Origin of the sequence: Aeromonas sp. s11 (assembly GCF_040907945.1) — a bacterium.
In the GTDB taxonomy this organism is placed as follows: domain Bacteria; phylum Pseudomonadota; class Gammaproteobacteria; order Enterobacterales; family Aeromonadaceae; genus Aeromonas; species Aeromonas veronii.
In genome coordinates this window covers 20,796-39,850 of the sequence record NZ_JBFOCU010000007.1, presented here as the reverse complement: position 1 = coordinate 39,850, position 19,055 = coordinate 20,796, and the positions used below count along the sequence as shown (strand labels likewise).

Sequence of the window (19,055 nt, the reverse complement as noted above, 5' to 3'; positions counted from 1 at the left end):
TGAGTATGCAGGCAGGAAAGCACAACGGATATCAGGAGCATGTCGCCTCCTACTACGCGGCCACCCGCAACGACTCGCAACAGTGGCCGGAACTCGAGGCCGAGCTGAAAGCGGATGTCTGCATCATCGGCGGCGGTTTTACCGGCCTCAATACCGCCATCAACCTGGCGGATGCCGGGTACAAGGTCGCCTTGCTAGAGGCCAACCGTATCGGCTGGGGCGCCTCCGGGCGCAACGGTGGTCAGCTTATTCGCGGTATCGGCCACGATACCAGCCAGTTTGCCCGCTGGATTGGTGAGGAGGGGGTGCGCGAGCTCGACCTGATGGGGCTGGAGGCGGTGCAACTGGTACGCGAGCGGGTCGAGCGCTTCAATATCGACTGCGATCTTACCTGGGGCTACTGCGACCTCGCGACCCGTCAGCGCCATCTGGCTGGTTTCGAAGAGGATCTCGCGCATCTGGCGAGCCTCGGCTATGAGCATGAATTCAAGCTGGTTCCACGGGAAGATATCCATAGCGTGGTGGGATCGGATCGCTATATCGGCGGCCTTATCGACATGGGCTCCGGCCATCTCCATCCCCTCAATCTGGCGCTCGGCGAGGCGCGCGCCGCCGCCAGCCTCGGGGTCTCCCTGTTTGAACACTCCAGAGTGACCCATATCGATTACGGCAAGCAGGTCGAGGTGACCACGGCTCATGGCCGGGTCACTGCCGATTATCTGGTGATCGGCTGCAACGCCTATCTCAATGACCTCAATCCGGAGCTGGGCGGATGGGTGCTGCCGGCAGGTTCCTACATCCTCGCCACCGAGGTGCTCGATCGCCGCTTGCGCCAGCGCTTGCTGCCGCAAAACATGGCGGTGTGCGATCAGAACGTGGCGCTCGACTACTACCGTCTCTCCGCCGATGGTCGTCTGCTGTTTGGCGGGGCCTGCAACTACTCGGGAAGGGATCCCCGCGACATCAAGGCCTTCATGTTGCCCAAGCTGCTGCGGGTATTCCCCGAGCTGGCTGGCACCGCCATCGAGTTTCAGTGGGGCGGGATGATCGGGATTGGCGCCAACCGGCTGCCGCAGATTGGCCGCTTGAAGGCTCACCCCAACGTGCTCTATGCCCAGGCCTACTCGGGGCACGGCCTCAATGCCACCCACATGGCGGGCAAGCTGGTAGCCGAGGCGATCCGCGGCGAGAGCCGGGGTTTCGATCTCTTTGCCAGCGTGCCCCATATTACCTTCCCCGGCGGCCCGGCGCTGCGCTCCCCGCTGTTGGCACTGGGTATGCTGTGGCACCGGATGAAGGATATCTTCTGACCCCCATTGTCAGCCTGTGCAGTGATGGCTGAACTAAGCCCCCTTGCCAGCCCTTGTTTATAGCGGGTTAGCACTATCGTTCCGCCCGATAGACCAAAAGATGCATTCGCGCCAATCTCGTCCGATTGGCGCTATCTTTTAGGTGTGAGAGCGGTTATCTGCCAAGGGGCAAGGGGTTGTCAGATTGCCGGAATATTTGCCGAGAAAGGGCCGAGGACGGGGAGAGGAGGGCCAAGATGGAGATAAATGTGGTCGCGTCAGGCGGGCTCACCCCGCTGGCGCAACGGCAGGGTTCTCCCGCTGTGCAGGCACAAGAGAGGGCTGCAACCTCACCATCAACGGGCAGTGACAGCCTGGTGCGCGACCTTGGCGCCGTGCTGGATGAGCTCGGGTTGTCGCCGAAAGGGGCGGATAGCAGCGGGAGCAGCATCTCAATCAGAGATTCGCTGGAAGCGTTCATCAACACCATGATGGGCTCCCTGCAACAGCAGCAGGAGCAACAGCTGGCATTGCAGCAACAACAGCGGCAAGAGCAGGAACAGCGCAAACTCGCCATCGATGACAGCAGCGAAAACCCGCTCAAGCGGGATCTGGAGCGCCTGCTGGAGACGCTGGATCAACAGGGTGGACAGGGAAAAGAGAGCGAGCAAGGAGCCGAGCGTGAAGCGGTCAACCCCTTGCAGAGCCAGCTGACCAAGCTGCTGGAGAGCAGTGGTGCGGCAGAGAGTAGGGTCACCCTCAAGGAGGTGCTCTCAGGGTTGTCCAGCAAGCTGCCGAGCGAACCTGCCGAGCGAAAAGGGTATCGGGTCGATACCCAGGTTTGAGCTGGTTGGCAACGGCAGGAGAGTCGTTGCAGTGCGTAAGGGGCGGGCAGCCCTTTATTGGGCCGGTTCCGCCAGCCGCCATCCCTGTTCGTCCTTCATCATCCACACCTCGGCCTCTTGTGGCAGCACCTGGCCCGCCTCGAACTCGCCATATTTGCGCTCGAGCTCCATCAGCCCCATCTCCTGCTGGAAGGGGCCAACCCGGTCGTAGACCAGGTCCTCGTCGTGCAACACCTGCAACTGATCGAGCCCCTGCTTGAAGTGAAGCTGGTAACTCACCTTGACCAGATAGACCCCCTCCATCCGCTCCTCCTTGCCGAGGATGGTGAAGTCGCTGATATCGAACAGGTTGGCGTCTGTCTCGGCCAGCAGCTTGGCGGTGACCTGCTGGCGGATATCCTCTTCACCGGGCCCTGCACTGCAGCCATAAAGCCAGAGGGCTAGCAGGGGGATGAACCACTTTTTCATCAAAACTCCGGACAAGTGCAAAACGAGAGGGGCGATTGTGCCACGCGAATGCGCGGCGGCAAACCTCGGCTCACGGTTCCAGTGAACGTTCCAGCACGATGGCCTCGGCCCGATAACCAGCCACCTCGCGGCGATAGCACTCGGTGAACCCTCTGCGCAGCCAGAAGGATAGAGCACTCTCATTGCTGGCAATCACTGACAGGCGAAGCCGGGTAGCCCCCCATGAGCTTGCCAGCGTGCAGGCGTGAAGATAGAGCGACTGACCACGGCCACTCCCTTGCCAGGGTTCCCCCACCAGTAACAGACCCAGATAGGCGGTGTCTGGATTGGGGTAGCCGCGCAGCAGATCAATGACAGCGGTGAGTTCTCCCTGCTCCCAGCGGCCGATGAGATGTTTGTCGGAGAGAGGCAGGCCGGATGGGCAGGCGACAAGCTCCTCTTCTCCTGCCTGTGCAGAGAGAGGGTCATTGCTCACCGCCGCCTGATAGGAGGGGGCCTGCTCGAACAGCCGCTGCAAGGCAGGTGCATCGCTTGTCTGCAGACGACGCAACTCAGTGTGCATCACTTACCATCTCGAGATGTTTGGCAAAGGAGATAGGCCCCATAAAACCGGTAACCCGCTGCCCTGTCAGCTCCTTGCCCTCGCGGTCGAAGAAGATGAGGGTCGGCAGTCCCAGCACATTGAGGGTGTTGAGCAGCTCGACATCAGCATCGTCGTTGGCGGTGACATCCGCCTGCAGCAGCATCATCTGGCTGAAACGCTCGCGCACTGCCGGGTCGCTGAAGGTCTTGTGCTCGAACTCCTTGCAGGCGACGCACCAGTCGGCGTAGAGGTCGAGCAGCACCGGCTTGCCGCGGGCGGCGGCCAGCTGCACCTTGAGATCATCCAGCGTCTTGATGCGGATAAACTGCGGTGCCGTTTGACCGGCATCCGCCGTGACGGCAGCAGGGGTGGCTGGTTGCAGCAGATCCTTGCCCACTACCACGGCGCTGATCATCGCCAGTAACAGCACGAAGCCGCGTACGCTCTTGGCCACCGAGTGGGGCTGGTGCTGGTTGTGGTGATAGAGATAGCCGCACAGCAGCAGCCCCCAGCCGAGCCAGGCGAGAGTAGCAATCTGATCGCTCCAGAGCCGTGACAGCAGCAGGATGGGCACTGCCAGCAGGGCAAAGCCAAACAGCTGCTTAATCACATCCATCCAGGCGCCCGCTTTTGGCAGCAGCTTGCCACCCGAGGTGCCGAGCAGCAGCAGCGGCAGACCCATCCCCAGTGACAGCGCATAGAGCGCCGCCCCGCCGAGCCAGAGATCGCCGCTCTGGGCCACGTAGATCAGCGCCCCCGAGAGCGGCGCCGTGGTGCAGGGGGAGCAGACCAGCCCGGAGATCATCCCCATGATAGCGACCCCGACTACCGAGCCGCCCTGCTGGCGGTTGGAGAGGCCGGAGAGGCGGGTTTGCAAGCTGCTCGGCAACTGCAGGGTGTAGAGGCCGAACATGGAGAGGGCCAGCAGCACGAACATCACTGATAAACCGATCAGCACATAGGGGTGTTGCAGCGCCGCCTGGAATTTAAGACCTGCCGAGGCCACTACCAGCCCCAGCAATGTGTAGGTGACCGCCATCCCCTGCACATAGACCAGGGAGAGCAGGAAGGCGCGGCCGGTGGAGAGGCGATGGCCGGCACCGGCGATGATGCCGGTCAGGATTGGGTACATGGGGAAGACGCAGGGGGTGAAGGCGAGCCCCAATCCCAGGGCGAAGAAGGCGACGATGCTGAGCCAGAAACCCTGGCTGCCGAGGGCGGCGGCCAGCTGATCCTGCTGGCTAACCGGTGCGACGCTTTGTGCCGTTTCAGCAGTGGACGCTGTGGTTGCCGTGACCAGCGGGGCTACATCGATCAGCTTGTCGGTCGGCGGGTAGCAGAGGCCGTCGGTACAGCCCTGATAGCGCACCCGCAGGGTGGCATTTTCCCCCACCTCCTTTAGCGGCACCGCGATGCTCACCTGCTGGTAGTAGACCCGGGTCTTGCCGAAGAAGTCATCCTCGTGCTCGGTGCCTTCCGGCAGGGTCGGCTCGCTGAAGGTGAGGTTGTTTCCCTTGAAGCGCAGGCTGTGGCGATAGAGGTAGTAATCGTCGGCGATATGGAGGGTCAGCAGCAGCTGATCGCCACGCTGTTCGCTCTCGATCTGAAAGGCCTCATCGACCTGCAAAAATTTGGGTTTGGCATTGGCCTCAATGCCCAGCGAGCTGAGCAGATCGGCGCCGCTGGCGCGGGCAGGGGAGCTGCCCACCGTTGCCATCAGCAGGGCACAGAGCAGCAACAGGGGGGAGAGCAAGCGGGTGAGCGTCATGAGGTCTCCCCATTGAGCCAGTCGAGATAGGCAGGTAGTCCGGCACTTACCGGCAGGGCCAGCAGCTCGGGCACCTCATAAGGGTGATTGGCTTGAATACATGCCTGCAACTCGGCAAAGAGTGGCTGGCGGGATTTGATGATGAGCTGGATCTCGGTGGCGCGCTCCACCTTGCCTTGCCAACGATAGACGGAGGTAATGCCCGGCAGTTGATTGATGCAGGCGGCCAGCCGCTGGTTCAGCAGCTGTTCGCAGAGAAGGTCGGCACTGGTTTGATCTGGGCAGGTGCAGAGCACCACAATGGCGTCGGTCATAAAGCGGATCTTCACCTCGTTGGGGTAAACCGGGCAGGCGCCCTTGCCGTCTCATCCCTTTATGCGGATGAAGGTGAAAAAAGCGCCTGAAAATCAGCGGCTACTATACCCCAGAGGCGCTTCAAATAGCATCTGTAGCCATTTGTGAGCCAGCGCCAAAAATTTGTGGGGGGCATGAGATAGACGCTGTCATGGGGACAGGGCAGAATGAGCGGGCTTGTTCCCAATTGACGTAAGGAAATGTATGACCCAACAGAATGAGCAGCAGAGAAACCGCATGTTGAGCCTGCTGCGCGAAGGTGAGCGCCGCATGTTGGTTCAATTGGCCGGGCTGCTGCGCACGACCGCCGATGAAATCAATGCCGAGCTGGAGAAAGAGGAGCTGATGGCCACCCTGGAGCAGCCCATTACAGTGGAGTATCTCAACGGCGTGGTGCAGCACCATCTGTTCGAGCGCAAACACAAGGGAGATATGGCGGTTGCCCAGCAGATCCTGAGCGATTATCAGAGCGAGCTGGAAGCACTACAGGCCGCCCAGGCCCAGCCTGAAGAGGCTGTCGCTGCCGACGAGAGCGGCGAAGAGCTCAAGGCCCAGGCTTGAGCGACGGGCAGGCCTGAATCCTTACCTCTGAATCAGCCGGCCTGCCAGCGCTGATCCCTCTTTCGGCCCCATCATGTCTGCCATGATGGGGCCGTGTCGTTTCTTCTGTAGTCTTTCCTTGTTGCCCTTCACTTCTCGGTTTCAATCCAACTGATTCGTGCCTTAGCGGGCCTCTTGTGGCATGCCGTGCGGCACTTCGCGGGGGATGGGGAACACCTTGTCATAACCCCAGTTGTAGACGAAGGCATAGATCAGGTAGAAGACGACGAAGCCCAGATCCAGCACCAGCGCCTCCAGCATGCTGACGCTCAGCCACCAGGACATGACCGGCAGCGCGACGATCAGCAGACCGCCCTCAAAGCCAAAGGTATGCAGCACCCGTTGCCACAGGGTTTTGTGGGTATGGCCCTGATATTTGAGCAGCAGCTTGTCGACCCCGATGTTGTAGATGTAGTTCCAGACGGTGGCCAGCACCGAGAAGAACAGTGCCAGCGGGCCCATATGGCTGAGCCCTACCCCGGTAACCCAGCTGGCCAGCGGGGCGGCAATCAGCAGGCCAATAAATTCAAAGCCAATGGCATGGCGCAGGCGATCGTTACGGGTACGCATAAGTCACTCTCTCAATCAGGTTCATTCACGAATTGCAGGTTAATCTATAGATATTTAGCGATAGATTCATGTTGGTATCCATCGCTAAAATAGATGGATGAGAGAGCTTGCCGGAGGGCCATAAGATGACGCCATCACTGGAACAACTGAGGATCTTGCTGGCGGCCGCCGAAACCGGCTCTTTTTCCGCTGCCGCCCGCAAGCTGGGCAAGGCGCAGTCGGTGGTGAGCAGCGCCATCGCCAATCTGGAGATCGATCTGGCGCTCACCCTGTTTGACCGCAGCGGCCGCTATCCGCAGCTGACGGAGGCGGGGGCCCGCATGGTGCAGGAGGCGGGGATCCTGCTGGCGCAGAGTGAACGGTTGCAATCCATTGCCGGGGAGCTGGCGGCCGGGGTGGAGACGCGCCTCACCCTGGCCATCGATGATGACTCCCACCTCCCCTGGCTCGGCACCCTGCTGGAGGAGTTCGCCACTCGTTACCCGACCGTGGAGCTGGAGCTGCTCTTCCCGCTGATGGAGGATGTGACCGAGATGCTGGTGACCGGCCGGGCCCAGCTCGGCATCAGCTATCAGAAGGTGCATCCCCAGCGGGAGATAGTCGCCCGTTCACTGGGGGAAGTGACCATGCCGCTGGTGGTGTCACCGGATCATCCGCTGGCCCGCAAGCAGCCGCTGCGGGAGGTCGATCTGCAGGGGGCACGTCAGCTGATGGTGACCGGCCGACGGGAAGGGAGCGAGCGTCAGCGTTTTCGCATCTCGGCTCAGGTGTGGTGGGTCGAGGGGGATCTCGGGGTGCTGGAGCTGGTCAAGCGGGGCCTTGGCTGGTCCGCCATCCCGGAATTTCTGCTGCATCAGCCGTTGGCTCGCGGCGAAGTGGTGGTGCTGGAGCCGGACTTTATCGCCAGCCACGCGCTGGCGCTGGAGTTGCAGTGGCATCGCGCCCGCCCGCTGGGGCAGGCGGGGCGCTGGCTGAAGGAGGCACTGCTGGCGCGCGTGCCTCGCTAGCCGACCTTACTCGGTCAGGGCGTAAGGCAGGGGTTGCAGGGTGAGGCGGGAGCCTGCGTCCTGCTTGAGGCGGAATAGGGCGTCAGCCTCGGTATCTTTCGGCAGTACGGCGGTGAGCCACACCTGCCCGGCCTGTTGCCAGGCGTTGAGCACCATGCCGCTACGGCGCCAGTTGTCACCGAGCTGGATCTCCAGGGTATCGCCGCTGGCGACCTGCTCGCCGGTAGTGCCCGCCAGCAGGAACAGGGCGCGGTTGTTGGCGCCGCGATACTTGGCGCGGGCCACCGTCTCTTGCCCCATGTAGCAGCCCTTGTTGAAGCTGATGCCGTCCAGTGCCTGCAGGTTGAGCATCTGCGGGATGAACTCCCCCTGATGCACCGCTTCCATGTGTGGCAGGCCCGCCTTGATCTCGAGCCCCCACCAGAGTGACTCGTCACCTTGCGGAAGGGCGTCGGCTTGCTCACTGCTCACCAGCAGCCAGCGATCCTGTTCGATCTTCACCGCCATGCCGCCAGCGACCAAACCGCTCTGCTCCAGACCAAACTGCGCGGTGACCCACGCATCTGTACCCTTGCCAGCCAGGCCGGTGGTGTGGCGTTCGTCTGCGGCGATCTCGACCTTGGAGAAGACGGCAAATTTCTTCAGCTCCGGCAACTGACGTTCCAACACTGAAGGGCTGGTCAGTAGCAGCAGACTGTCGTCGAGGCAGAGCAGGCGGAAATTGCTCCACAGCTTGCCCTTGGGATCACAGTGGCCGCCCGGGGTCTGTTGCCCCGGTTGCAGGGCGTTGACATCACAGGTGACCTGACCTTGCAGATATTTGGCGCGATCCTGGCCGCTGATACGGGTGATGGCCAGCTTGGTCAGGGGGAAGCGGGTCGGCTCGGCAGGAAAAACAGGTGGTTGCAGGCTCACGATGGTATTCCAGAGAGAAAGTATGTGAGCTGCATGGTAAAGACGTAACTAATGTTTGTCAGCCGGAAAATCCAGCTGGTACCATCCCCCGGTCTTTGTAAGGAGAGTGCCATGTTGAGCCCAGTTGAAAAATCCCGCCTGAAGTGGGCCTGCCGTCGCGGTATGCTCGAGCTGGATGTGATCTTTATGCCCTTTTTCGAACACGAGTTCGACTCCCTGAGCGAAGCCGATCAGCAGACCTTTATCCGCCTGCTGGCGAGCGACGATCCGGATCTGTTCAAATGGTGCATGGGTCATGGTGTACCTGCCGATCCCGCATTTGCCGCCATGATCCCGATGATCCTGGAGCGCAATCAGGCGCGCCACGACCGCCAGGGGTAATACCGTGGAGCGGGTGATCATGACGGTTCACCCCTCCCGCCATCAGCAATGTTTGCTGGTGGCCCTCTTTTTGTTGCTGCTCTGGCCGGTGGCTGGCCTGATTGCCGGTTGGCAGTGGGCGCTGTTGCTGCCCGTCTGGCTGGTGGCGCTCTGGCTGAGCTGGCGTGCGCTCGCCGAGCCCCCGTTCGAGCTTGTCTGGGATGGTCAGTGGTTGCAGTGGCAAGGTCGCCGCTATCAGCTCGACAAGAAAAGCCGCATTCTGCCCGGCGTGCTCAGGCTAGCGCTTTGTCCCGAGCCGCAAGAGAGTGGAGCTGTGTCGCCACGGCAACTGTGGCTCTTCTCCGACGCCCTTCCCCCCGAACATTACCGCCTGCTGGCGCGAGCCATCCACTTTCTGCCGTCTCGGCGCTGACGCCTGCTTCCCGTGATAACCATGTGCTGATTTATCGCGATAAGCTGCTGCAATGTGGCTGGCGGCGCTCTTTTTGTGGCTGAAAAGCGGTTGAAAACAAGTGACCCCGCCGGGGCGGGGTCACTGATTGGTGCAACGCTTTGCGGGAAGGGGGATTAATCCCGCTCCGGGGTCAGCACGGTCGGTTTGGAGTCCGGCAGCATATCCGGATGATCCAGGTTGTAGTGCAGGCCGCGAGACTCCTTGCGCTGCAGGGCGCAGTTGACGATAAGCTCGGCCACCTGCAGCAGGTTGCGCAGCTCCAGCAGGTTGTTGGAGACACGGAAGTTGGCGTAGTACTCCTGCACCTCCTGCTTGAGCAGGTCGATGCGGCGCTTGGCGCGGGCCAGGCGTTTGTTGGTACGCACTATCCCCACGTAATCCCACATCATCAACCGCAGCTCGTGCCAGTTGTGCTGGATCACCACCAGTTCGTCGGAATCTTCCACCTTGCTCTCGTCCCACACCGGCAGGCGCGGCGGCTCCACGCTCATCGGCAGCTTGGCCAGAATATCGGCCCCCGCCTGATGGGCATAGACCACGCATTCCAGCAGGGAGTTGGATGCCATGCGGTTGGCGCCGTGCAGACCGGTGTAGGTCACTTCGCCGATGGCATAGAGGCCGGGGATGTCGGTCTGGCCGTTGTTGTCGATCATCACGCCGCCACAGGTGTAGTGGGCGGCCGGCACGATGGGCATCGGCTCCTTGGTGATATCGATGCCGACCGCGAGGCAGCGCTCATAAATGGTCGGGAAGTGCTTGATGATGAAATCGGCCGGTTTGTGGCTGATATCCAGATACATGCAATCCGCCCCGAGCCGCTTCATCTCGTGGTCGATGGCGCGGGCGACGATATCCCGTGGCGCCAGCTCGGCCCGCTCGTCAAACTCCGGCATAAAGCGGCTGCCGTCCGGGCGGCGCAGATAGGCCCCCTCGCCACGCAACGCTTCGGTCAGCAGGAAGTTGGGGTCGTCCGGGTGGAACAGGCTGGTGGGGTGGAACTGGTTGAACTCCAGGTTCGCCACCCGGCAGCCGGCCCGCCATGCCATGGCGATACCATCGCCAGAGCTTACATCCGGGTTGGAGGTGTACTGGTAGACCTTGGAGGCGCCGCCGGTGGCCAGTGCCACGAAACGGGCACGGATCACCTCGACTTGCTCGGCGTTGCGGTTCCAGACGTAGGCCCCCAGCACCTTGTTGCCCGGCAGGTTGAGCTTGCGGGTGGTGATGAGGTCGACCGCGTTGAAGCGCTCCATCAGCTGGATATTGGGGTGAGCGCGCACCTGATCGATCAGGGTGAGTTGCACCGCTTTGCCGGTGGCATCCGCCGCGTGGAAGATGCGGCGATGGCTGTGGCCCCCTTCGCGGGTGAGGTGGTATTGGGATTCACCGTCGGCGTTCTCCTCCTGATCGAAGGGGACCCCTTGCTGAATGAGCCACTGGATGGACTCGCGGGCGTGGCGAGCGGTGAACTCGACCACTGCCGGGTCACACAACCCGGCGCCCGCGTTGAGCGTGTCGCTCACGTGGGATTCGATGCTGTCGGTTTCGTCGAAAACGGCAGCGATGCCTCCTTGCGCATAGAAAGTGGCCCCTTCACTGATGGGCCCCTTGCTCAGAACCAGGACTTTGGCGTGGTCTGCCAATCGCAACGCGAGGGACAAACCAGCGGCACCGCTGCCAATGATCAGTACATCGCAAAGGTATTCAACACTTGCTTTCATAAGTATCATTGGCCTGGATTAAGAACTGGCACCATGGTAGCCCAAGCGAGGGCGAGGATGCAGCCTGCATCACATTTTTTTCAATTGAAGCGAACTTTCTCTGATTCTCCCTGTCTGAACTTGTGCGCTTAGGAAGGGCCGGAAAAGAAAAACGATAACCTGATGGGGGTTTTACGGCTCTGATGAGCGACCAGAATCTACTGGACGAACAGCTGGTTGAACGGGTCCAGCGCGGCGATAAAGCAGCTTTCAACCTGTTGGTAAAAAAATACCAGCATAAGGTGGTCAACCTGGTTGCCAGGTATGTCAACAATCCCGGTGACGTGCCCGATGTGGCGCAAGAGGCCTTTATAAAAGCCTACCGTGCATTGCCGACATTCCGTGGCGAAAGTGCTTTTTACACCTGGTTGTACCGAATTGCCGTGAACACGGCGAAGAATTATCTCACCTCCCAGGGGCGCAGGCCGCCCAGCAGTGATGTGGAGGCTGACGAAGCGGAGTCTTATGGTGGTGGTGAAGCCTTGCAAGAGGTCTCAACTCCCGAAAACCTGGCGCTGACTGACGAGATCAAACGCACCGTGTTTTCAGCCATAGAGGCATTGCCGGAAGACCTGAGGACAGCTATCACCCTTCGCGAACTGGAAGGGCTGAGCTACGAAGAGATTGCCGAAATCATGGATTGCCCAGTGGGTACGGTCAGATCCCGTATCTTCCGGGCGAGGGAAGCAATCGATAAAAAGCTGCAACCTCTGATCGAGAATTAACTGGGGAAAGACGGGTTAACTTATGGCAAATAAAGAGCAAATCTCTGCCCTGATGGATGGTGACCTGAGTGACGCAGAGGTACTGAACGAGCTGGAGATGGACTCCGACTTGCAAGATACCTGGGGTCGTTACCACCTGATCGGCGATGCCATGCGGGGTGACCTGCCGGTCAATCTGCAATTGGATCTCAGTGACAGCATCATGGCTGCGCTGGAGGATGAGCCTACCATACTGGCACCCAAGCCGGTCGAGACGGCTCCCGTGCTGCAACCTGCCGTTGCGCCGGTCAAGACAGATGCCAATGTGGTTCCGTTGTTCCGCCGTGTCGGTCAGCAACTGGGTCAATATGCCATTGCGGCATCCGTGGCCGCTGCCGTTATCTTCGGGGTGCAGCAGTATCAGGGACAGGATGGCGTTCCGGCCAATCCGGTGCTCAATACCATTCCAATCGGTGGCAGTGCGGCGCCGGTGAGTGTTCACTATCCGCAACAGGATGGCGCCCGTGCCCGTCAGCAAGGGCTGACCGAACAGCAGATGCAGGAGCAGCGGGAGCGGATTAACGCCTTCTTGCGTGACCACCAGTTGCAGCAGCGCCTGTTGCAAGACAGACAGATCCAACAATAACGAATTGTCAGGGATACAAACGTGCGCCAGTCCAGCCGTATTTTGCTGGCATCTCTCCTGCTGATTAGTGCCAAGGCCTCGGCCGACGATAAGTCGGCCGAGGCCTTGTTGCAGCAGATGCAGAGTGCCGTGCAGCAACAGAATTTCGAGTTGTCCATGGTCAAGGCCCGTCAGGGGCGTCTTGAACCGATCCGGATCAGCCATGCCGTGATCAACGGCAAGGAAGTGGCCCACCTCAGTTACCTCGACGGCAAGGCGATCGAGTATCTCCAGCGCCAGAACGAATACACCTTCTTTGAAAACAGCCACGATCCCTACACCCTGAAGGATGCCCGCTTCCCCGGCATCTGGTCGACCCTGGTGAAGATGCCGCTGGCACAGGTGCTGGAGAGCTATGATCCTGTGCTGGCCGGCCGCAGCCGGGTTGCCGGTGTGGTGGCGCAGGTGGTAAGGCTGGTGCCTAAAGAGGCCGACAAATATGGTTTCGTGCTCTGGATTGATGAGCAGAGCCACTTGCTGCTGCGGATCGACATGGTCGAGCGGGAAGGCAATCTGGTGGAGCAGGTGCTCGGTGTCGAGCTGGATCTGCAGAGCAAACCGGCCCCCTGGCTGGTGAAGCTGGCCAACAGCAAGCAGCCCCCGGCGCTAGCGCTGGAGGATGCCTACCCGGCGCCGCAACAGCAGTTGAACTGGCAGATCACCTGGTTGCCCGATGGCTTCAAGGTGCTGTCGCAAGACCGGCACCAGCTGGTGACCACCAGTATGCCGGTGGATTACATGATGCTCTCCGATGGGCTGGTGGATCTCTCGGTCTATGTCTCCCGGGTCGATCCCAAGCAGGCGGTGCGCCAGCAGCTGATCCGCCAGGGGGCGACCTCGCTGGTGAGCTATGTCAACGAGGTGGGGGTCGAGATCACCGTGGTCGGGGAGGTGCCTGCCGAAACCGCCAAGCGCATCGCCGAGTCAGTCCAGCCGCTGGCCCGCAACGAAGCGGTGCAGTAACGGGGGCTGCGGGGTTGTCCCCCGCTTGCCGAGCGTGGCGAGTCGTGGTCAGATCCCCTGATTGTGTGAACCCGAGGTGTTGCCGTGAATGAGATGAGTGAAGAGTTGGCGACCGTGGTGGCCATTGAGGGTGACCATGCCTGGGTGGAGTGCGAGCGTCGCTCCGCCTGCAGTGGTTGTCAGCAGCAATCCAACTGCGGTACCGGCACCGTGGCCAAGGCGTTTCCCCTGAAAGCTCCCCGCTTGCGAGTCAGGCTGACCGCCGAGGTGCGGGTTGGCCAGCAAGTGAGGCTAGGTATCCCGCAGGAGAGTCTGCTGCGCGGGGCGGCGCTGGTCTATGTGCTGCCGCTTTTCTGTCTGTTGGCCGGCGCCTTGCTGGGGCAGCTCTGGCTGGCGCCGCTGCTCTCGGGCGGGGAGGGGATTACCATTCTCTGCTGCCTGCTGGGAGGCGTGCTGGGCTTTTTACTGGTTCGTTACTTTTCCAACCGCCTGGATCAGGGGCGCTACGGCCCGCAGATGCTCGGCGTGGTCGTCCCTGTCCGCATCCTCCCCTGACTGAACAGGCGCTATTTCACTGGCGCTGGCGACTAAAGAATGGCCGTCAGCCGGGTTATCCAGTAAAATCGCGCCTCCATAACTGACCTTAACTAATTTTGAGTGACTCTTGCTCGATGAAACACATTCGTAACTTTTCGATTATTGCGCACATCGACCACGGTAAATCGACCCTGTCGGACCGTCTGATCCAGACTTGCGGTGGCTTGTCCGACCGCGAGATGCAGGCTCAGGTGCTTGACTCCATGGATCTGGAGCGCGAGCGCGGCATTACCATCAAAGCACAGAGTGTGACCCTGAACTACCAGGCACAAGACGGTAACACCTACCAGCTGAACTTTATCGACACCCCGGGCCACGTGGATTTCTCCTACGAGGTCTCCCGCTCTTTGGCGGCCTGTGAAGGGGCGCTGCTGGTGGTGGATGCCGGCCAGGGGGTTGAGGCACAGACTCTGGCCAACTGCTATACCGCCATGGAAATGGATCTGGAAGTGGTGCCGGTGCTGAACAAGATTGACCTGCCGGCCGCGGAACCCGAGCGAGTTGCCGAGGAGATCGAAGACATCGTCGGTATCGACGCGGTCGATGCGGTGCGCTGCTCCGCCAAGACCGGTCTGGGTGTTGACCTGGTGCTGGAAGAGATCGTTGCCAAGATCCCGGCACCGGAAGGTGACCCGGATGCCCCGCTGCAGGCGCTGATCATCGACTCCTGGTTCGACTCCTATCTGGGCGTTGTCTCTCTGGTGCGGATCAAGAACGGTTCTTTGAAGAAGAACGACAAGATCAAGGTGATGAGCACCGGTCAGGTGTGGGGTGTCGATCGTATCGGTATCTTCACGCCCAAGCAGGTGGATACCCAGGGGCTGGGTTGCGGCGAGGTAGGTTGGGTTGTCTGCGGCATCAAGGACATCCACGGCGCGCCGGTGGGCGATACCCTGACTCAGGCCAAGAACGGTGCCGACAAGGCGCTGGCCGGCTTCAAGAAGGTGAAGCCGCAGGTTTATGCGGGTCTGTTCCCTATCTCCAGCGATGACTACGAGTCGTTCCGTGACGCCCTCGACAAGCTCTCCCTGAACGATGCCTCCCTGTTCTTCGAACCAGAGAGCTCTACTGCACTGGGCTTCGGCTTCCGTTGCGGCTTCCTCGGCATGCTGCACATGGAGATCATTCAGGAGCGTCTGGAGCGTGAATACGATCTGGATCTGATCACCACGGCGCCGACCGTAGTCTACGAGATCGAGCTGACCGACGGTTCTACTATCCACATCGACAGCCCGGCCCAGATGCCTGCCATCACCAGCATCAAGGAGATGCGCGAGCCGATCGCCGAGTGCCACATCCTGCTGCCGCAGGAGTACATGGGCAACGTGATCACCCTCTGTATCGAGAAGCGTGGCGTGCAGACCAACATGGTCTATCACGGCAAGCAGGTGGCACTGACCTATGAAATCCCGATGGCGGAAGTGGTGCTCGACTTCTTCGACCGTCTGAAATCCACCAGCCGCGGTTACGCCTCGCTGGACTACGGCTTCAAGCGTTTCGAAACCTCCGACATGGTCCGTCTGGATATCATGATCAACGGTGAGCGCGTCGATGCCCTGGCTATCATCACCCACAAGGACAACGCCCAGTATCGCGGTCGTCAGGTGGTGGAGAAGATGCGTGAGCTGATCCCGCGTCAGATGTTCGATATCGCCATTCAGGCGGCCATCGGCAACCAGATCATTGCTCGCAGCACCGTCAAGGCTCTGCGTAAAGACGTAACCGCCAAGTGCTACGGTGGTGACGTGAGTCGTAAGAAGAAACTGCTGAACAAGCAGAAAGAAGGTAAGAAGCGGATGAAGTCCCTCGGCCGTGTCGACGTGCCGCAGGAAGCCTTCCTCGCGATTCTCCACGTCGGAAAGGATTAATAGATGGCAAGCACGTTTTCCCTGATCCTGGTGGTGGTCTGCGCGATCACCGGTGTTATCTGGTGTCTGGACAAGATGATTTGGTCCAAGCAGCGCGCCGCCAAGATTGCCGTGGCTCGTGCCCATGGCGGTGCCCACCTGGATGAGAAGACTTTGGCCAAGGTGGCCCCCGTGCCGGTCTGGATTGAGCAGACCGCCGGGGTCTTCCCGGTCATCACCTTTGTGCTGATCCTGCGTTCGTTCATTTTTGAACCGTTCCAGATCCCGTCAGGTTCCATGATGCCCACCCTGCTGGTGGGCGACTTCATCCTGGTGGAAAAATTTGCCTATGGTCTGCGGGACCCGGTGACCAACACCAAGTTTCTCGAGACTGGCGAGCCCAAGCGCGGCGACGTGGTGGTATTCAAGTATCCCCTTGAACCGCGCGTTGACTACATCAAGCGGGTGGTCGGCATGCCGGGTGATCGGATTATCTATCGCAACAAGGAGCTGATGATCCGGCCCAAGTGCGAAGAGCAGGAAGGGAAAACGTGCCCGGGCTTCAAGAAGCTCGACGTCAAGTTTGAACAAAGAGGCGAATTTACCCAGATGGGGATCCCCCTTGACCGCTATACTGAGCAGTTGGGTGATGTCTCCCACGAGACCCTGCGCAATCCGCTGATGCCCGACATGGTTGGCCGTTACTATCGCCAGCCCGGCACCTACCCCGATGAGTGGGTGGTACCGGAAGGCCAGTATTTCGTGATGGGCGACAACCGCGACAACAGCACAGACAGCCGCTTCTGGGGCTTTGTGCCCGAACAGAATCTGGTCGGCAAGGCGGTCGCTATCTGGATAAGTTTTGAATTCGAGCGCGAAGAGGGCTCCCTGCTGCCAAGTTGGGTACCGACAGGTGTGCGCTTCAACCGCATTGGCGGAATCAAGTAAATGAATATCAAGATGAACAGACTGCAGTCCCGTCTCGGGCATGTCTTTGCGGATCTGGAACTACTGACCCGGGCGCTGACTCACCGCAGCGCCGGCTCCCGTCACAATGAACGACTGGAATTTCTGGGTGACTCGATTTTGAGTCTGGTGATTGCCGACGATCTCTTCCACCGTTTCCCGCAAGCGGCGGAAGGGGATCTCAGCCGGATGCGCGCCACCCTGGTGCGCGAGAAGACCCTGGCCGAACTGGGCCGGGAGTTTGACCTCGGGGATCACCTGATCCTGGGTCCCGGCGAACTCAAGAGCGGCGGTTTTCGCCGCGAATCCATTCTGGCCGACACGGTCGAGGCGGTGATCGGTGCCGTCTATCTGGATACCAATCTTGAGACGGTGCGGACACTGCTGCTGAGCTGGTATGCCAGCCGCCTGGAAGAGATCAAGCCGGGCATCGAGCAGAAAGATCCCAAGACCCGTCTGCAAGAAATTTTGCAGGGAAGCCGCAAATCCCTGCCGACCTACACTGTGACCAACGTCAAGGGCGAGGCCCACAACCAGGAGTTCACCGTCCAGTGTGACGTGGAAGGTCTGGATGGTCCCCTCGTCGGGGTCGGCACCAGCCGTCGCAAGGCCGAACAGGCCGCGGCGCAGCAAGCATTGGAAAAACTGTCATGACAGATACCACCTACTGCGGCTTTGTCGCCATCGTGGGCCGCCCGAATGTGGGCAAGTCCACCCTGCTCAACAAGCTGCTTGGCCAGAAGGTCAGCATCACCTCGAAGAAGCCCCAGACCACCCGTCACCGGATTTTGGGGATCGACACCGAGGATAACTACCAGACCATCTATGTAGATACCCCGGGTCTGCACATTGAAGAGAAACGGGCCATCAACCGTCTGATGAACCGTGCCGCCACCAGTTCGCTGGGTGATGTGGCCATGGTGGTGTTCATGGTCGACGGTACCCACTGGACCAAAGACGACGAGATGGTGCTGGGCAAGCTGCGCAATCTCAAGTGCCCTGTGGTGCTTGCGGTCAACAAGATTGACAACGTCAAAGAGAAAGAAGATCTGCTGCCCCACCTCGAGTGGCTGGGCCAACAGATGAACTTCGCCCATATTCTGCCCATCAGTGCCGAAAAGGGCACCAACGTGGAGAAGATCCGCGAGTGGGCCAAGGATCTGCTGCCGGAAAACGTCCACTTCTTCCCGGAAGATTACGTGACCGACCGCTCCTCCCGCTTTATGGCCTCCGAAATCATCCGCGAGAAGCTGATGCGCTTCACCGGTGAGGAGCTGCCCTACTCGGTGACCGTGGAGATCGAGCGCTTCAAGGTGGAAGAGAACGGCCTCTATCACATCCACGGCCTCATTCTGGTCGAGCGCGATGGCCAGAAGAAGATGGTCATTGGTAACAAAGGCGAGAAGATCAAGACCATCGGCACCGAAGCGCGCCTCGATATGGAACGTCTGTTCCAGAACAAGGTGCACCTCGAGCTGTGGGTCAAGGTCAAATCCGGTTGGGCTGACGATGAGCGCGCCCTGCGCAGCCTCGGGTATGGTGACGACTGATTGCTGACCCCGGCTTTCGTCATCCACAGTCGTCCCTATCGGGAGACCAGCCAGCTGGTCGAGGTCTTCACCCAGGATAGTGGCCGATTTACTCTGGTGGCTCGCGGTTCTCGCGGGCCACGCTCCCCTCTCAAGGGGCTGCTGCAACCCTTTACCCTGCTCACCATCGCCTGGCGCGGCAAGGGTGATCTCAAGAACCTCACCCAGGTCGAATGCCCGGATCACTCCCTGCGTCTCGGTGGCGATCGCCTCTTCTACGGCCTCTATCTCAACGAGTTGGTCTACTACCTGCTGGAAGCGCACACCCCGTTCCCCGAAGTGTTTGATGCCTATGCTCGTGCCATCATGGCGCTGGCCGACGGCGAGACGCCGGAGCTGCCGCTGCGTCGCTTCGAGTTCCTGCTGTTGCAGGCGCTCGGCTATGCGGTGGATTTCGAATACACGGCGGACGACGAGTCGCCCATCGAGCCGACCTTGCTCTATGGCTTCGAGCGTGAATTGGGCTTTGTTGCTTGCGAGCGAGCGCCGGATCCCCGTACCCTGTTTCTCGGTGCCCACCTGCTCGCCTTTGCCGAGGGACGTTTCGATACCCCTCCCTTGCTGCAGGCGGCCAAACGTTTCAGCCGATTGGCACTGCAACCCTATCTGGGCAAGCGCCAGCTAAAGAGCCGGGAGCTGTTTTTAAAACGCAAAGCCAGTATGCAAGGCTGACACAGATTACAGACATACGGATATTGGCGCGGTGTGAT

General features: G+C 60.3%; 22 protein-coding genes. 15 read left to right on the top strand and 7 right to left on the bottom strand.

Going from position 1 to position 19,055, the window contains the following annotated elements:
* The first annotated feature begins 5 nt into the window (after positions 1-5).
* A complete protein-coding gene (locus AB5Y84_RS01615; RefSeq protein ID WP_368176237.1) occupies positions 6-1,310 on the top strand; it encodes an NAD(P)/FAD-dependent oxidoreductase in 1,305 nt (434 codons plus the stop codon).
* 236 nt (positions 1,311-1,546) lie between these two features.
* Positions 1,547-2,134: a hypothetical protein gene (locus AB5Y84_RS01610; protein ID WP_368176236.1), complete on the top strand. Its 588-nt coding sequence runs from the start codon at positions 1,547-1,549 to the stop codon at positions 2,132-2,134.
* A 54-nt stretch (positions 2,135-2,188) separates the two neighbouring features.
* On the opposite strand, the gene AB5Y84_RS01605 is transcribed toward AB5Y84_RS01610, so the two are convergent.
* The 4 genes from AB5Y84_RS01605 to cutA form a co-directional block, all read right to left on the bottom strand.
* Positions 2,189-2,602, bottom strand: a complete 414-nt coding sequence (locus tag AB5Y84_RS01605) for a hypothetical protein (protein WP_042080037.1) — start codon at positions 2,600-2,602, stop codon at positions 2,189-2,191.
* Positions 2,603-2,672: 70 nt separating this feature from the next.
* Positions 2,673-3,164, bottom strand: coding sequence for an N-acetyltransferase (locus AB5Y84_RS01600; RefSeq protein WP_201908567.1), 492 nt, complete (start codon positions 3,162-3,164; stop codon positions 2,673-2,675).
* Positions 3,154-4,953: a protein-disulfide reductase DsbD gene (locus AB5Y84_RS01595; RefSeq protein WP_368176235.1), complete on the bottom strand. Its 1,800-nt coding sequence runs from the start codon at positions 4,951-4,953 to the stop codon at positions 3,154-3,156. The genes AB5Y84_RS01600 and AB5Y84_RS01595 overlap by 11 nt, the downstream gene beginning before the upstream one ends.
* On the bottom strand, positions 4,950-5,267 hold the full coding sequence (gene cutA / locus AB5Y84_RS01590) for a divalent-cation tolerance protein CutA (protein ID WP_005335428.1): 318 nt from the start codon (positions 5,265-5,267) through the stop codon (positions 4,950-4,952). Before cutA ends, AB5Y84_RS01595 begins: the two co-directional genes overlap by 4 nt.
* A 244-nt stretch (positions 5,268-5,511) precedes the next feature.
* Here cutA and AB5Y84_RS01585 point away from each other — a divergent pair, with 244 nt between their 5' ends.
* Positions 5,512-5,868: a hypothetical protein gene (locus tag AB5Y84_RS01585; RefSeq protein WP_047436071.1), complete on the top strand. Its 357-nt coding sequence runs from the start codon at positions 5,512-5,514 to the stop codon at positions 5,866-5,868.
* 162 nt (positions 5,869-6,030) lie between these two features.
* Here the strand turns inward: AB5Y84_RS01585 and AB5Y84_RS01580 are convergent, their stop codons facing one another.
* On the bottom strand, positions 6,031-6,477 hold the full coding sequence (locus AB5Y84_RS01580; protein WP_368176234.1) for a PACE efflux transporter: 447 nt from the start codon (positions 6,475-6,477) through the stop codon (positions 6,031-6,033).
* Positions 6,478-6,602: 125 nt separating this feature from the next.
* On the opposite strand from AB5Y84_RS01580, the gene AB5Y84_RS01575 reads away from it, so the two are divergent.
* Positions 6,603-7,484 carry a LysR family transcriptional regulator gene (locus AB5Y84_RS01575; RefSeq protein WP_058053237.1) on the top strand — a complete coding sequence of 294 codons (882 nt, stop codon included), beginning with the start codon at positions 6,603-6,605 and terminating at the stop codon, positions 7,482-7,484.
* 6 nt (positions 7,485-7,490) lie between these two features.
* On the opposite strand, the gene ygfZ is transcribed toward AB5Y84_RS01575, so the two are convergent.
* The gene (gene ygfZ, locus AB5Y84_RS01570; RefSeq protein WP_368176233.1) at positions 7,491-8,399 is read right to left on the bottom strand and encodes a tRNA-modifying protein YgfZ; all 909 of its coding nucleotides are present in this window, start codon (positions 8,397-8,399) and stop codon (positions 7,491-7,493) included.
* Between the two features lie 111 nt (positions 8,400-8,510).
* On the opposite strand from ygfZ, the gene AB5Y84_RS01565 reads away from it, so the two are divergent.
* Together AB5Y84_RS01565 and AB5Y84_RS01560 are read left to right on the top strand one after the other, a co-directional pair.
* Positions 8,511-8,780 (top strand): succinate dehydrogenase assembly factor 2, encoded by a 270-nt coding sequence (locus AB5Y84_RS01565; RefSeq protein ID WP_005335417.1) that lies wholly within the window; start codon positions 8,511-8,513, stop codon positions 8,778-8,780.
* Between the two features lie 19 nt (positions 8,781-8,799).
* Positions 8,800-9,192, top strand: coding sequence for a protein YgfX (locus tag AB5Y84_RS01560; protein WP_139409962.1), 393 nt, complete (start codon positions 8,800-8,802; stop codon positions 9,190-9,192).
* Positions 9,193-9,347: 155 nt separating this feature from the next.
* Here AB5Y84_RS01560 and nadB read toward each other — a convergent pair whose 3' ends face one another.
* Positions 9,348-10,955, bottom strand: coding sequence for an L-aspartate oxidase (gene nadB, locus AB5Y84_RS01555; RefSeq protein ID WP_005335413.1), 1,608 nt, complete (start codon positions 10,953-10,955; stop codon positions 9,348-9,350).
* Between the two features lie 182 nt (positions 10,956-11,137).
* On the opposite strand from nadB, the gene rpoE reads away from it, so the two are divergent.
* From rpoE to recO, 9 genes are all read left to right on the top strand, one after another.
* Positions 11,138-11,719, top strand: a complete 582-nt coding sequence (rpoE, locus tag AB5Y84_RS01550; RefSeq protein WP_005335411.1) for an RNA polymerase sigma factor RpoE — start codon at positions 11,138-11,140, stop codon at positions 11,717-11,719.
* 22 nt (positions 11,720-11,741) lie between these two features.
* Entirely contained in the window at positions 11,742-12,344 is a 603-nt protein-coding gene (locus AB5Y84_RS01545; RefSeq protein WP_042053918.1) for an RseA family anti-sigma factor, read from the top strand.
* Positions 12,345-12,365: 21 nt separating this feature from the next.
* Positions 12,366-13,346, top strand: coding sequence for a MucB/RseB C-terminal domain-containing protein (locus tag AB5Y84_RS01540; RefSeq protein WP_005335407.1), 981 nt, complete (start codon positions 12,366-12,368; stop codon positions 13,344-13,346).
* A 93-nt stretch (positions 13,347-13,439) separates the two neighbouring features.
* A complete protein-coding gene (locus AB5Y84_RS01535) occupies positions 13,440-13,901 on the top strand; it encodes a SoxR reducing system RseC family protein (RefSeq protein WP_040068038.1) in 462 nt (153 codons plus the stop codon).
* A 116-nt stretch (positions 13,902-14,017) separates the two neighbouring features.
* Complete coding sequence (gene lepA, locus AB5Y84_RS01530; RefSeq protein WP_005335396.1) at positions 14,018-15,811, top strand: translation elongation factor 4; 1,794 nt, start codon at positions 14,018-14,020, stop codon at positions 15,809-15,811.
* Positions 15,812-15,814: 3 nt separating this feature from the next.
* Complete coding sequence (lepB, locus tag AB5Y84_RS01525; RefSeq protein WP_139472317.1) at positions 15,815-16,738, top strand: signal peptidase I; 924 nt, start codon at positions 15,815-15,817, stop codon at positions 16,736-16,738.
* Positions 16,739-17,410, top strand: a complete 672-nt coding sequence (gene rnc, locus AB5Y84_RS01520) for a ribonuclease III (protein ID WP_005335394.1) — start codon at positions 16,739-16,741, stop codon at positions 17,408-17,410. It abuts the gene before it with no gap.
* Positions 17,407-18,306: a GTPase Era gene (gene era / locus AB5Y84_RS01515; RefSeq protein ID WP_005335393.1), complete on the top strand. Its 900-nt coding sequence runs from the start codon at positions 17,407-17,409 to the stop codon at positions 18,304-18,306. Before rnc ends, era begins: the two co-directional genes overlap by 4 nt.
* Positions 18,307-19,017, top strand: coding sequence for a DNA repair protein RecO (gene recO, locus AB5Y84_RS01510; RefSeq protein WP_005335391.1), 711 nt, complete (start codon positions 18,307-18,309; stop codon positions 19,015-19,017).
* The last annotated feature ends 38 nt before the right edge of the window (positions 19,018-19,055 follow it).